At 62.5% G+C, this 14,462-nt stretch carries 10 protein-coding genes; 7 read left to right on the forward strand and 3 right to left on the reverse strand.

What is annotated here, in order from left to right:
* Window positions 1-205 precede the first annotated feature (205 nt).
* From dnaJ to grpE, 3 genes are all read right to left on the reverse strand, one after another.
* A complete protein-coding gene (dnaJ, locus tag ACPDZI_RS14685) occupies window positions 206-1,348 on the reverse strand; it encodes a molecular chaperone DnaJ (protein ID WP_011706780.1) in 1,143 nt (380 codons plus the stop codon).
* A 254-nt stretch (window positions 1,349-1,602) separates the two neighbouring features.
* Window positions 1,603-3,531: a molecular chaperone DnaK gene (gene dnaK, locus ACPDZI_RS14690; protein ID WP_011706781.1), complete on the reverse strand. Its 1,929-nt coding sequence runs from the start codon at window positions 3,529-3,531 to the stop codon at window positions 1,603-1,605.
* Between the two features lie 303 nt (window positions 3,532-3,834).
* The gene (gene grpE, locus ACPDZI_RS14695; protein ID WP_017410718.1) at window positions 3,835-4,410 is read right to left on the reverse strand and encodes a nucleotide exchange factor GrpE; all 576 of its coding nucleotides are present in this window, start codon (window positions 4,408-4,410) and stop codon (window positions 3,835-3,837) included.
* Between the two features lie 269 nt (window positions 4,411-4,679).
* Between grpE and nadK the strand changes: the two genes are divergently transcribed.
* From nadK to ACPDZI_RS14730, 7 genes are all read left to right on the forward strand, one after another.
* Window positions 4,680-5,564 (forward strand): NAD(+) kinase, encoded by an 885-nt coding sequence (nadK, locus tag ACPDZI_RS14700; RefSeq protein ID WP_005303013.1) that lies wholly within the window; start codon window positions 4,680-4,682, stop codon window positions 5,562-5,564.
* Between the two features lie 111 nt (window positions 5,565-5,675).
* The gene (gene recN, locus ACPDZI_RS14705; protein ID WP_242798099.1) at window positions 5,676-7,340 is read left to right on the forward strand and encodes a DNA repair protein RecN; all 1,665 of its coding nucleotides are present in this window, start codon (window positions 5,676-5,678) and stop codon (window positions 7,338-7,340) included.
* A gap of 590 nt (window positions 7,341-7,930) precedes the next feature.
* The gene (locus ACPDZI_RS14710) at window positions 7,931-8,824 is read left to right on the forward strand and encodes a DHHA2 domain-containing protein (RefSeq protein ID WP_039213427.1); all 894 of its coding nucleotides are present in this window, start codon (window positions 7,931-7,933) and stop codon (window positions 8,822-8,824) included.
* A 360-nt stretch (window positions 8,825-9,184) separates the two neighbouring features.
* Window positions 9,185-9,625, forward strand: coding sequence for a universal stress protein (locus ACPDZI_RS14715; RefSeq protein ID WP_146061611.1), 441 nt, complete (start codon window positions 9,185-9,187; stop codon window positions 9,623-9,625).
* Between the two features lie 215 nt (window positions 9,626-9,840).
* Window positions 9,841-11,004: a macrolide transporter subunit MacA gene (gene macA / locus ACPDZI_RS14720; RefSeq protein ID WP_202009432.1), complete on the forward strand. Its 1,164-nt coding sequence runs from the start codon at window positions 9,841-9,843 to the stop codon at window positions 11,002-11,004.
* Entirely contained in the window at window positions 11,001-12,944 is a 1,944-nt protein-coding gene (locus ACPDZI_RS14725; protein WP_101149038.1) for a MacB family efflux pump subunit, read from the forward strand. Before macA ends, ACPDZI_RS14725 begins: the two co-directional genes overlap by 4 nt.
* Window positions 12,941-14,323, forward strand: a complete 1,383-nt coding sequence (locus ACPDZI_RS14730) for an efflux transporter outer membrane subunit (protein ID WP_438833379.1) — start codon at window positions 12,941-12,943, stop codon at window positions 14,321-14,323. Before ACPDZI_RS14725 ends, ACPDZI_RS14730 begins: the two co-directional genes overlap by 4 nt.
* Window positions 14,324-14,462: the final 139 nt, after the last annotated feature.

A 14,462-nucleotide genomic window follows, 5' to 3' on the forward strand; every position in this document is an offset into this window, starting at 1 on the left:
TAGCTAAACCAATTTAGCTAACTCAATATGCCAGCTAAACCGTTTCAGCAACAGTGTGAGCGGGATAACATTCGTACAGCAGGAATTGGCGGAAGTTGTGAGGAAGATCCCTCATCGGGATCCACTCAATAAGCGGGGATCTTGCTAAAACAGAGGCAAAAAAAGAGCCGGCGCAGGGCCGGCTCTTTATATCTGGTCGCGAAAATCAGCTGGTCAGATCGTCGAAGAAGCGTTTCACCCCTTCGAAGAAGCCTTCCGATTTCGGCTTGTGGGTCTTGGCGGCAGCGCCGCTGAAGGACTCGTCCAGCTGGCGCAGCAGCTCTTTCTGGGACTCGGTCAGCTTGACCGGGGTCTCCACCACCACCTTGCACATCAGATCCCCCACCTGGCCGGAGCGCACGGACTTCACGCCCTTGCCCCGCATGCGGAACATCTTGCCGGTCTGGGTCTCCGGGGTGACCTTGAGCTTGACCCGGCCATCCAGGGTCGGCACTTCGATCTCGCCACCCAGGGCTGCCGCGGTAAAGCTGATGGGTACTTCGCAGTAGAGGTTGTTGCCGTCACGCACGAAGATCTCGTGCTCCTTGACGTGTACCTGTACGTACAGATCGCCCGCCGGTGCGCCGGCTTCCCCCGCTTCCCCTTCGCCGGAGAGACGGATGCGATCGCCGGTGTCGACGCCAGCCGGGATCTTGACCGACAGGGTCTTGGTCTTCTGGTAGCGACCCTCGCCATGGCACTTGCGGCACGGATCCTTGATGATCTTGCCGCGACCGTGGCAGTGCGGGCACGCCTGCTGCACCGCGAAGAAGCCCTGACGCATCTGCACCTGGCCGGAGCCGTGGCAGGTCGGGCAGGTCTGGGCCGAGCTGCCGGTGTGGGCACCGGAGCCGTTACAGACTTCACAGTGGACCAGGGTCGGCACCTTGATCTCCTTGGAGACCCCGCGTACCGCCTCTTCCAGCGTCAGCTCCATGGTGTAGCGCAGATCGGAGCCACGGGCCGGGCCACGACGGCCGCCGCCACGGCTGCCACCAAAAATATCGCCAAACACGTCGCCGAAGATGTCGCCGAAATCGGCGCCGCCGCCAAAGCCGCCGTGGCCACCGCCACCCTGGCTCTGATCCACGCCGGCGTGGCCGTACTGGTCATAGCGGGCACGCAGATTGGCATCGGTCAGGATCTCGTAAGCTTCCTTGACCTCTTTGAACTTCTCTTCGGCCCCGGCATCGCCCTGGTTGCGGTCAGGGTGATACTTCATGGCCAGACGCTTGTACGCCTTCTTGATCTCGCGTTCGTCGGCATCCTTGGATACCCCGAGCACTTCGTAGAAATCGCGCTTCGACATACTTATCCTGTTGCTATATCAGCAGTTACGCAGACGGGCGTTGGTCACCCAACGCCCGTAAATTCATTGACGAATCTGCTCACACTCTTACTACGAAGCCGTGATCAAGGCTCATGTGCTGCTCAGAATCCTCATGTATTCACATACACTCCGGTTCTTGCGCTGCTCTTTACCTTGCTGACGGCCTCTCGCGACAGACCGTGAACAGATTCTGAGCAGATGGGCGAAGCCTGCTTCGCCCATCTGGGTCGGGCTTACTTCTTGTCGTCTTTCACTTCTTCGAACTCGGCGTCGACCACGTCGTCGTCAGCCTTGGCGGAAGAAGAGGACTGACCGGCATCAGCACCGGCGGCACCTTGCGCCTGAGCCTGCTGCTGGGCAATTTCCATCAGCTTCTGGGACGCTTCCAGCAGAGCCTGCTGTTTGGCTTCGATGGCAGCCTTGTCGTCACCCTTGATGGCGCTTTCCAACTCGCTCAGTGCGGCTTCGATCTTGGTCTTGTCGTCGGCAGGCAGGGCCTCACCGGCTTCGGTGATCTGCTTGCGGACGGAGTGGACCAGACCATCAGCCTGGTTGCGGGTCTGCACCAGCTCTTCGAACTTCTTGTCCTCGGCCGCGTTGGCTTCGGCTTCGCGTACCATGCGTTCGATCTCGTCATCAGACAGACCAGAGGAGGCCTGGATGGTGATCTTCTGCTCCTTGTTGGTCTCCTTGTCTTTGGCGGAGACGTGCAGGATGCCGTTGGCGTCGATGTCGAAGGTCACTTCGATCTGCGGCAGACCGCGCGGTGCCGGACGGATGCCTTCCAGGTTGAACTGGCCCAGAGACTTGTTGTCGCTGGCGCGCTTGCGCTCACCCTGCAGCACGTGAATGGTCACGGCAGACTGGTTGTCTTCGGCAGTGGAGAACACCTGGGACTTCTTGGTCGGGATGGTGGTGTTCTTCTCGATCAACGCAGTCATCACGCTGCCCATGGTTTCGATACCCAGGGAGAGTGGGGTCACGTCCAGCAGCAGTACGTCGGTCTTGTCACCGGACAGTACGGCACCCTGGATGGCAGCACCCATGGCCACGGCTTCGTCCGGGTTGACGTCTTTGCGCGGCTCTTTGCCGAAGAAGTCGGCAACGGCCTTCTGCACCATCGGCATGCGGGTCTGACCGCCTACCAGGATGACGTCGTCGATCTCGCCAACGGCCAGACCGGAGTCTTTCAGAGCGACACGGACCGGCTCCAGGGAGTCTTTCACCATGTCTTCCACCAGGGATTCCAGCTTGGCGCGGGTCACCTTGATGTTCATGTGCTTCGGACCGGTGGCATCTGCAGTAATGTACGGCAGATTCACGTCGGTCTGCTGGGCGGAAGAGAGCTCGATCTTGGCTTTCTCGGCCGCGTCTTTCAGACGTTGCAGGGCCAGCTGATCCTTGCGCAGGTCGATGCCCTGCTCGCGCTTGAACTCTTCAACCAGGTAGTTGATGACGCGGTTGTCAAAGTCTTCACCACCCAGGTGGGTGTTACCGTTGGTCGCCAGTACTTCGAAGGTGGTCTCGCCTTCGACTTCGTCGATCTCGATGATGGAGATGTCGAAAGTACCGCCACCCAGGTCATACACGGCAACCTTGCGCTCGCCCTTGACCTTGTTCACGCCGTAGGCGAAAGCAGCTGCAGTCGGTTCGTTGATGATGCGTTTTACATCCAGACCGGCGATGCGACCGGCATCCTTGGTAGCCTGACGCTGGGCATCGTTGAAGTAGGCCGGCACTGTGATGACCGCTTCGGTCACCGGCTCGCCCAGATAATCTTCGGCGGTCTTCTTCATTTTCTTCAGCACTTCGGCAGAGATCTGCGGCGGTGCCATTTTCTTGCCTTTGACTTCTACCCAGGCGTCACCGTTGTCGGCCTTGGCGATGGCGTACGGCATGATCTCCAGATCGCGCTGTACTTCGTCATCTTCGAAACGACGGCCGATCAGACGCTTGATAGCGAACAGCGTGTTCTTCGGGTTGGTGATGGCTTGGCGCTTGGCCGGCTGACCAACCAGGATTTCGCCGTCATCGGCATAGGCAATGATGGACGGAGTAGTACGGTCGCCTTCCGCGTTCTCGATCACGCGAGCATGGTCGCCATCCAGAATAGCGACGCAGGAGTTGGTAGTACCCAGGTCAATACCGATGATTTTACCCATTTGACGAATCTCCAAATACTTTGAATAAACTGGCGAGGGGCTCGCCTTAATGCGTTAACGGCTAGGTGGGGGCTGCCAATCTGGCTTTCAAGCTCCCGGCATCAAATTTTTTGTGCCGCCGTGGCCTTGCATCCTATATGGGGTCGCAAGCCGCCGCTTCAAGCCCCGCCCTGAAAAAACCTGTCTTCATTCATTGCCATTGGCAGGATGAAGACCGGCTATCTGTGCACCCGGCGACCACGCGGCCGGGGCACTTGCCAACAAAAAGCCCGCCGAGCGGCGGGCTCAGCACAGTGATGGGGCTCAGGCCGGAGCCTTGGAGACCATCACCATGGCCGGACGAATGACGCGGCCGTTGAGCTCGTAACCCTTCTGCATCACCGCAATGACGGTGTTGGGGGCAAGCTCGGCGTTCTCGATCATGCTCATCGCCTGATGGGCATTGGGGTCGAACGGCTGATTGAGCGGGTCCAGCGGGTTGAGGCCGAACTTGCCGACCGAGCTCTGCATGGATTTCAGGGTCAGCTCGACCCCTTCGATCATCGGCTTGAGCGCCTCGTTTTCCTTGTCGGCCAGCTCGATGGCACGCTCCAGGTTGTCCAGTACCGGCAAGAGCTCGGCGGCGAACTTCTCCAGCGCGAACTTGTGGGCCTTCTCCACGTCCTGGGCCGCACGGCGACGCAGGTTTTCCATCTCGGCGACGGCACGAATGGCACGCTCGCGCTCTTCGGCAGAGGCTTGCTGGGCGGCATCCAGTTGTGCCTCAAGCTCGGCAATGCGGGCCTGCTCGGCTGTCACTTCACTGTCTACATCGGTCGGCTCGACTGGCTGGGCTTCCACTTGCTCCATCGCTTCAACCTTTTGTTCTTCGTGGTTCATGACATCTCCAATTCCGGGGTTACTTATTGAGGGCCCGACCACCTGGTTGAGCGACCGGGCGGCAATGGGCCGACTATGTTGGCGCTATTATGGGGATGGATCCCCGGCTTTCAAGGGGAAAAGGGCGCCATTCTCACCAAGAGCGTGCAGCGGCGGGCAATTTGGGGCTTTTTCCCCGCATCCGCTGCGGCCGGACCAGCCGGTGGCAGACAAATCCCCCCCAAAGCGCGGTATACTCCCCCCAATACTCATCCCAGACCCGACAGACTATGGATTCTCCGTTCAAAACCATCGCCCTGATTGGCAAACCCCACCACGAAGGGGCCAACCAGACCCTGACCGGCCTGCATCAATACCTGACCACCCGCGGTTTTCGGGTACTGGTGGAGAGCAGGGTGGCCCATGCCCTCGGCATCATGGACGAGAACGTGATGGACCTGGTGCAGCTGGGCCAGCAGGCCGATCTCGCCATCGTGGTCGGCGGTGACGGCAACATGCTGGGGGCCGCGCGCGTGCTGTCGCGCTTCGATGTGGCGGTGATCGGGGTGAACCGGGGCAATCTCGGTTTTCTGACCGATCTCTCGCCGCAGGATTACCTGCTGCCGCTGGAGCAGGTGCTGTGCGGCCACTACAAGAGCGAGCACCGCTTCCTGCTGGAGGCGGCGGTTTATCGCCATGGCGAGCGCAAGTCCAACAATCTGGCGGTCAACGAGGCGGTGCTGCACCCAGGCAAGATTGCCCACATGATCGAGTTCGAGGTCTATATCGATGGCAGCTTCATGTACAGCCAGCGCTCGGACGGCATCATAGTGGCCACCCCTACCGGCTCCACCGCCTACTCATTGTCGGCGGGGGGCGCCATCCTCACCCCCAAGCTCAACGCCATCACGCTGGTGCCCATGTTCCCGCACACCCTGAGCAGCCGCCCCATCGTGCTGGACGCCGACAGCGAAGTGCGGCTGCTGGTCTCACCGGACAATCAGGACGACGCCATGCAGGTGAGCTGCGACGGTCAGGTGACCCTGGCTGTCCACCCGGGTGACGAGATCCTCATCAAGAAGAGCAGCCACAAGCTGCATCTGGTGCATCCGCTCGACTACAGCTACTTCCACGTGCTGCGCAACAAGCTCGGCTGGGGCAGCAAGCTGTTCTGACCCACGTTTGACGTTCCTGCACATCCTGTTGCGGGTCGACTCTTTACTGTATGGAAAACCAGTATATACTGGATGCATACACAGTAATGTTGGCCCATACAGGATGAGACCATGCTGACCCAGCTGACCGTCAACAACTTCGCCATCGTCAAGTTTCTCGAACTCGATCTGCAACCGGGCATGACCTGCATCACGGGTGAGACCGGGGCCGGTAAATCCATCGCCATCGACGCCCTGGGCCTGTGCCTGGGGGAACGGGCCGAGGCCGGCATGGTGCGACCGGACAGCGACAAGAGCGAGGTCAGCGCCCGCTTCCTGCTGGACGGCAACCCGGCCGCCCGCGCCTGGCTCGCCACCAACGAGCTGGAAAACGAAGGGGAGTGCATCGTGCGGCGGGTCATCTCCGCCGAAGGGCGCTCGCGCAGCTACATCAACGGCGTGCCCGTCCCCCTCACCCAGCTCAAGAACCTGGGCCAGCTGCTGGTCAACGTCCATGGCCAGCATGCCCACCAGATGTTGCTCAAACCCGACTACCAGCTCGCCCTGCTCGATGGCTACGCCGGCCACCATCTGCTGCTCGATGAGGTACGTCGCCACTACCAGCTGTGGCGCCAGTTGCAGAACGAACTCAATCGGCTCAAGGCCGAGCAGCAGCAGCGGGAGGCCCGTCGCCAGCTCATCGAATATCAGGTGCAGGAGCTGGACGAGTTCGCCCTGCAGCCAGGGGAATTTGAAGAGATTGAAGAGGAGCACCAGCGCCTGGCCAACGGCACCGAGCTGATGCAGGAGTGCGGCGCCTGTCTCGACCTGCTCTATGACAACGAAGAGACCACCATCGCCGGCCTGCTGCAGACCGTTGTCGATCGGGCCGAAAGCCTGGTTGCCATGGATAGCCGGCTTGGCGACGTGCTCGGCATGCTCAACGAGGCGCTGATCGGGGTGCAGGAGAGCCACAGCGAACTGCGCAATTATCTGGACCGGCTGGAGCTGGACCCCGAGCGTTTCAACGAGCTGGAAGCCCGCCTCTCCAAGGCCATCAACCTGGCCCGCAAGCACCACGTCAAACCGGCCGAACTGGCCCTGCACCACCAGGAGCTGGCCGCCGATCTGGCACGCCTCAACTCCGACGAGGAGCGCCTGGAGGGGATGGAAGACGAGCTGGCCGAGGCCCGCATGGCCTTCGTACAAGCCGCCGAGGCCCTGAGCCAGAGTCGCCAGCGCTACGCCGAGGAGCTTGGCGCCAAGGTGAGTGCCAGCATGCACGAACTGGCGATGCCGGATGGCCGCTTTGCCATCGAGGTACGCCCCGATGCCCAGAGCAGCCTCTCGCCCCTTGGCATCGATCGGGTGGAGTTCATGGTCACCACCAACCCGGGCCAGCCCATCCAGCCGCTCGGCAAGGTGGCCTCCGGCGGTGAACTGTCGCGCATCAGCTTGGCCATCGTGGTCATCAGCGCCCGCAAGGTCTCCACCCCCACCCTGATCTTCGACGAAGTGGACGTGGGCATCAGCGGACCGACTGCCGCCGTGGTGGGGCGCCTGCTGCGCCAGCTGGGTGAATCCACCCAGGTGATGGTGGTCACCCACCTGCCACAGGTGGCGGGCAAGGGCCATCAGCACATGGTGGTCAGCAAGCACACCGACGGCAAGACCACGGAAACCCAGATGCAGGCACTGGATCAAGGGGCCCGTCTCAACGAGCTGGCCCGTCTGCTGGGGGGAGATCAGATCACCGACAATACCCTGGCCAACGCCCGCGAACTGCTGGCCTGCTGAGGCAACTGCACGCGGGGCCCACTGTGAGCATCGGGTACCTCGTGTCACCTCGCCAGCTGGTGACGACGGTTTGCGGCTCTGCGGCTGGTGCATCATCATGCCGCCGTTGCCACATACTGGAGAGGTCACTCCCGAGAGATCACTCCTTGGCGGTTTGCATGGTTACGGTCTCCCTGGCCGGGTTGGAGCATCCTTGTCGCTAACCAACCCGAGCCACGGCCTTATCTCTTTGCTTGCCCATCCCCCAATTCACCTCCTGCAACGTGAACTTTGCGGCGATGGGCGAGCCCGCCGGCGCTTGCCACGCGGCCATCTCCTCCCGCTTGTCTCTCTGTCTGGGCTTGCCTCCCTCCCAGCCCTCATCTGCAGCCTTGGTCTGCCTCCCTGTCCTGCCCTAAGACGCTTCAGCAGCAGGAGTGTGCGCCCCTTTGACCACTGGATTTCGCCCGGCGCAGGGTGACCGGCGCCGGTTGCCATGAGCGGGGACGGCGCATAGAGTGAAACCAGAGCGGGGGCCAGCCCCTGTTTTCCCATTTGCCCCGCATACCTGATCTTGCCTCAGGTACGTCATCAACCGCAGGAATGGCACCATGCTCCACGTGTTTGGTCACAAGAATCCCGACAGCGACAGTATCTGTACCGCTCTGGTTGCCGCCGACTGGCTCAATCGTCAGGGCCGCGCGGCCCAGGCCTATGCCCTCGGTGAGCCCATTGCGGAAACCCGCTTCATTCTGGAAACCGCCGGCGTTGCCGCCCCGCCTCTGCTGCAGGGCAGCGTGGCCAACAAGGAGGTGTTCCTGGTGGATTTCAGCGAGCTGGAGCAGGGCCCTGAAGGGCTGGCCGAGGCAGACGTGCAGGGTCTCATCGATCACCATCGCATCGGTACTCTCATCACCCGGGGCCCGCTCGATGCCTGGATCAGGGCCGTCGGGTGCAGCGCCACCGTGCTGCTGGAGCTGATGGGCTATGACACGCTCTCCCGCGCCCAGGCTCGCCTGCTGCTGGGGGCCATCATCAGCGATACCTTCAGCCTCACCTCGCCCACCACCACGGCCCGCGACCGCGCCGCTGTCCATGCTCTGTTGCCGCTGGCCGATCTGGCGCTGGAGCCCTTTGCCCAGACCCTGCTGGAACGGCGCACCCAGCTCGGTGACGCTCCCATGACCGAGCTGCTTGCTGCCGACGAGAAGGCCTACCAGATCGCCGGCTACCAGCTCTATGTCAGCCAGATCTGCGTGATGGATCCCGCCCAGCTGCACAGCCGCCAGGCCGAGCTGGAACAAGCCATGCAAGAGCGTCTGATGCAGGACGAGCTGGATGCCTATGTGTTGATGCTGACCGACCTGGCCAAGGGGGGCAGCCAGCTCTACTTCGCCAGCAACGGCATTCTGCCCGAGCAGCCGACGCATCTGGTTGGCGCCGTCAGCCGCAAGAAGGAGGGATTGCCCTGGCTGACCCGCTATCTCTCCGGCGAACAGATCTGACCCCAGGCGGCGGGCTGGCAGATGCTGGCTCGCCGCCCACTCCTCTTTTCAGCCCCCTCACCACCCAACTCACCGGCCCATTCACGGCGCTTCCCGGCCAGATAACTCATGCTTTGCTCACACTTTTAACGCCTCGTACCCCATTTTCCCGCCAAAACCCGGTTTTCCTTCATTTTCCATTCAACTCGGTCTGTTATGATGATGTAAACGAACATGGCCTGGCGATGCATCACCGACACGAGGTGACGCCTGCCGCACAGAGAGCCAGGTTCGTGCTATGCAACACATAGCGGGCACACTGTGGTATGGGACAGGCCGTTTGTCCCTAGTGACCCGCGCCATGCCAAGGGAGAACTGCTTATGACCTCAACCAATATTGTGCTGTTGCTGGAAGGCAAGGATTACGAGCAGGAGACGCTGGCCAAAGCGAGTCAATTGGTACAAGCCATGGGAGGCGAGCTGACCCTGCTGCACCTGACCCACAGCAGCAAGATGCGCCGCAAGAGCCTGTCGCTGTCGGAAGAGGAGCGCAGCGCCCAGGGCACGCTGGATGCCAAGGCCATCATCAGCGAACTCATCACCACCCTGCAGCACCCGGTGGATTACCAGTGTCTGGTGGTCGATGACGTGGTGCCCGACCTGAAACGCTGGCTGGCCGCCAACCCGACCGATCTGCTGCTGGTCGGCAGCCGCCACCACTGGATGGAAGGCTCCCTGGCCCGCCTGCTCATCTACAAGCTGCCGATCGACATCCAGATCTGCCACGAGCCCTACAGCGAGCAGCTCAAAGCCGTCGGTTGATGACCGGGGTGCCCACCCGCGAGGTGGGCACCCTTTTGCCAGCTCCCTTGCGGGGTCCTTTTTACCCCGTCATCCCCTGCTTTACCTCCTCATTGCCCCGGCCTAATGACAAGGCTATCTACATGTTTCCTTACATATTCATCGCTGTTTTTTAAGCCTCGTTTGCTGCAGGATATTGCCCTTGCACGCCTTCGTTCGCTTCTTTCAGGTGAAACATGAACATAACTCCCAAGCAGAGAAAAATTGCCCTGCTCGCCCTCGTCCCCCTGCTCGCCATCGGCTGGCTGATCTGGCCGAGCAAGACGCCCGAGCCGGTGCTGACCGCTCAGGTGACCCGTCAGGATGTGGAGCAGACCGTGCTGGCCAGCGGGGTACTGCAGGCCATCGAGCAGGTGGATGTCGGTGCCCAGGTCTCCGGCCAGGTCACCTATCTCGCGGTGGAAGCAGGCCAGCAGGTCAAGCAAGGGGATTTGCTGGCCGAGATCGACCCGCTGATCGCCCAAAACAACCTCAAGACCGCCGAGGCGGATCTCGCCAGCCGCCGCGCCCAGCTCAAGATCAAGCAGGCCCAGCTCAAGCAGAACGAGCTGAGCTGGCGCCGTCAGCAGCAGATGTTCAGGCAGGAGGCAAGCTCGCGCGCCGATCTGGAGAGTGCCGAAGCCCTCCTGGCCGTGACTAAAGCCGAGCTGCAAAGCGCCCAGGCCGAGGTCGAGAATGCCCAGATCAAGGTGGAGCGAACCAAGACCGAGCTCGGCTACAACCGCATTCAGGCCCCCATGGATGGCACCGTCGTCAGCATTGTGACCCGTCAGGGCCAGACCCTGGCCGCCAGCCAGACAGTGCCGACCCTGCTCAAGCTCGCCAACCTGGAGACCATGACGGTCAAGGCGCAGATCTCGGAAGCGGACGTCACCCGGGTCAAGGCCGGCATGCCGGTCTACTTCACCCTGATGGGGGACCCGGATACCCGCTACCACGGCACCCTGCGCACCGTCGAACTGGCCCCCACCAACATCAACGAGCAAGCCACCAGCACCACGGCCACCAGCAACGCCGCCGTCTACTACTACGCCCTGTTCGACGTGCCAAACCCGGATCACACCCTGCGGGTCGCCATGACCACCCAGGTCACTATCGTGCTCGGCGAGCGCAAGCAGGTGCTGACCATTCCGCAGACCGCCCTTGGCAAGAAGCTCGGGGAGAACGAGTACGAGGTCACCCTGCTCAAGGAGGACGATCAGAAGGAGACCCGTCGCATCAAGACCGGCATGAAGGACGATATCAAGATAGAAGTGGTCAGCGGCCTGAGCGAGCAGGAGAAGGTCACCCTGGGCCAGGGCAAGCCGGCCAGCAACAATGACGTGGAGATCATGCTGTGAGCGAGCCGCTGATCCAGCTCAAAGGGATAGAGCGCCGCTATCAGAGCGGGGAGCAGGAAGTGACCGTGCTCCATCCGCTCGACCTCACCATCGAGGCGGGGGAAATGATCGCCATCGTCGGCGCCTCCGGCTCCGGCAAGTCGACCCTGATGAACCTGCTGGGCTGCCTCGATCGGCCGAGCAGTGGCCAGTACCTGTTCCGCGGTCAGGATACCGCGACCCTGGATGCCCTCTCCCTCGCCCGGTTGCGCTGCCACCACTTCGGCTTCATCTTTCAGCGCTACCACCTGCTGCCGCACCTCAATGCCGCCGCCAACGTGGAGATCCCGGCCGTCTACGCCGGTACGCCACGGGCCGAGCGCCAGGCCCGCTCCCAGGCGCTGCTCACGCGGCTGGGGCTCAGCGATCGCAGCCATCACACCCCGAGCCAGCTCTCCGGCGGCCAACAGCAGCGGGTCAGTATCGCCCGGGCGCTGGCCAACGGTGGCGAAGTGATCCTGGCAGACGAACCGACCGGGGCCCTCGACAGCCAGAGCGGCAAGGAGGTGATGGCCATCCTCAAGGAGCTCCATGCCCAGGGCCACACCATCATACTGGTGACCCACGACATGGAGGTGGCCAACCACGCCGACCGGATCATCACCCTGAAAGATGGCCGGGTGCAGGAGGACAGCGGCCGCAAGCCAGCGGCCATCCCCGTGACTCCGACCGCCGTACCTGCCGGCAAGGAAGGGGCAGGCCACGGCTGGGATCGCTACCGGGAAGCGGCGCGCATGGCACTGCACGCCATGCTGGCCCACCGCATGCGCACCTTCCTCACCATGCTTGGCATCATCATCGGCATCGCCGCCGTGGTCAGCGTGGTGGCACTCGGCCAGGGTGCCCGCGCCAAGGTGATCGATCAGATCAATGCCATGGGCACCAACACCATCGACATCTTCCCCGGCAAGGATTGGGGGGACGAGAAGGCAGCCAGCATCCAGACCCTCAACAAGAGTGATCTCGACGCCCTGCTCGGTCAGCCCTATCTGGAAGGGGCCAGCCCCCAGATAGCCGCCTCCGGCCAGCTGCGCTATCGCAACAAGACCAGCAGCGGCAGCATAGTGGGAGTGGGCAGCGACTTCTTCCGGGTCAAGGGGATGAAGCTCACCAACGGTCGGCTGTTCGACAAGCGCGACATCCAGAACCGGACCGCGGTGGCGGTGGTGGATGGCAAGACCATCGAGAGCCTGCTCGGCAAGCAGGATCCCGTTGGCCAGGTGGTATTGGTCGGCACCCTGCCGGTGCGCATCATTGGCGTGGTGGAAGAGGAGACCGGGTTTGGCCGCAACAGCCAATCGGTGAACGTCTGGCTGCCCTACAGCGCCGTGATGAGCCGCCTCATCTCCCAGAACCACTTCAGCCAGCTCACCATCCGAGTCAAGGATGGGGTGCAACCGGCGCTGGCCGAGCAGGCCGCCATCGAGCTGCTGACCCAGCGCCACGGAGTGAAGGACTTCTTCACTTTCAGCAGCGACAGCATCATCAAGTCGGTGGAGAAAACCACCGCCACCATGACGCTCTTGGTCTCCGCCATCGCGGTGATCTCCCTCATCGTCGGCGGCGTCGGGGTGATGAACATCATGCTGGTTTCGGTGGTGGAGCGTACCCGCGAGATCGGCATCCGCATCGCGGTCGGCGCACGCCAGTCGGACATACTGCAGCAGTTTCTGATCGAGGCGGTGATGGTGAGCCTGCTGGGCGGCATGCTCGGGGTCGGCGTCTCCCTCTTCATCGGCCTGCTCTTCTCCCTGTTCGTGGAGAGCATCCAGATGCACTTCTCGCTCTTTTCCATCCTGATGGCGTTTGGCTGTTCCTCGCTCATCGGGATCCTGTTTGGCTATCTGCCCGCCCGCAATGCCGCCCGGCTCGATCCGGTCGAGGCGCTGGCGAGGGAATGACGATGTACCACTTATCCAAACTGGGGCTCTGCCTCACCCTGGCACTCGGTCTCGGCGCCTGCAGTCAGCAGAGCAGCTATCAGCGGCAAGAGCTGGCGCTGGCCGACCACTGGCAACAGCCGGACGACGGCCTCACCCGGCAGCAGGCCGGCCCCTGGTGGCAAGGCTTCCACGATCCCGAGCTGGATCGGCTGATCGAAGCCGTGCTGGCTGCCAACCCGGACATGCAGGTCGCCGGCCTGCGCCTGCGCAGCGCCCTGCTCAGTGCCGATCTGGCCGACACCAACCTGACCCCCTCAGTCGATGCCAGCCTCGGCGGCAATGGCACCAAGAATCTGAAGAGCGGCAAGAGTGAAGGCAGCAAAGGCAGCATGGGCCCCTCCCTGACCCTCGGCTACGAGGTGGATCTGTGGGGCAGGCTCGCCTCGGTGCGGGATCAAGCGAGCTGGGAGGCCGAGGCCTCCGCCCAGGATCTGGCCGCCATCCGCCTGATGCTGATCGGCAAGGCGCTCGAGCAATATTGGCAGCTGGCCTACCTCGGCTCGGCCATCACCTTGGGTCAGCAGCAGCTTGCCAACTATGAGCGCGCCGAGCAGCTGACTCAGACCAAGTACCGGGCCGGCGCCGTGACCCGGCTCGATCTGGTGCAGGCCAGCCAGCAGAAGGCCGGCAAGCAGGCGGAGCTCAGCTCGCTCCTGATGCAGCAGGAGCAGGCCCGCAACGCCCTGCGGCTGTTGCTCGGTCGCAGCAGCGGTCCGCTGGCATTCGAGCCCAAGACGCTGCCGACGACCGCCATCCCCACCCTGGCGGTCGGCATTCCGGCCGATGTGCTGGCGCGGCGCCCCGACGTGCGCGCCGCCGAGCTGCGCCTGCGCAAGACCCTGGCGAAGGGGGACGAAATCCGCACCGGTCTCTACCCCACATTGAAGCTGACCGGCGGCGCCAGTAGTAGCTCGGATACCCTGACCCAGGTGCTGCAAAACCCGGTGGGCACCCTGGGCGCCTCGTTGGCGCTGCCCTTCCTCGAGTACAACAAGACACGGCTCGCCATCGCCGGTTCCAAGCTCGATTACCAGATCGCCGAAGCGGAGTTTCGCAAGCAGCTTTATGGCGCGCTGGTGGAGGTGGAGGATGGTCTGGCCGCCCGCCACCACGGCGAGCAGCGCCTGAACTACCTGGCCGAACAGCTGGACTTTGCCAAAGAGGCGGAACGGCTGGCCAGAGCCCGCTACCAGGCCGGTGCCACCGGGGTACAACCCTGGCTGGATGAACAGAACCGGTTGTGGGATGCCGAGCTTGCCCTGCTCGGCCAGCAGAAGGAGCAGCTCAACACCATGGCGAAGATCTACAAGGCGTTGGGGGGGAGCGACCGCAGCTGACCGGCCTTGTCTCATGCCCTCGCACCGCGCGAGGGCATCAGGCCTCTCCCTTATTTCTTCCCCTTGTGTTCCTTTCCCCTCGGCCAGGGTCTGACCGCTGGCACACAAAGCAATTGATAATAATTTTCATTTAATGAAA

This window comes from Aeromonas oralensis (assembly GCF_049665575.1).
In the GTDB taxonomy this organism is placed as follows: domain Bacteria; phylum Pseudomonadota; class Gammaproteobacteria; order Enterobacterales; family Aeromonadaceae; genus Aeromonas; species Aeromonas hydrophila.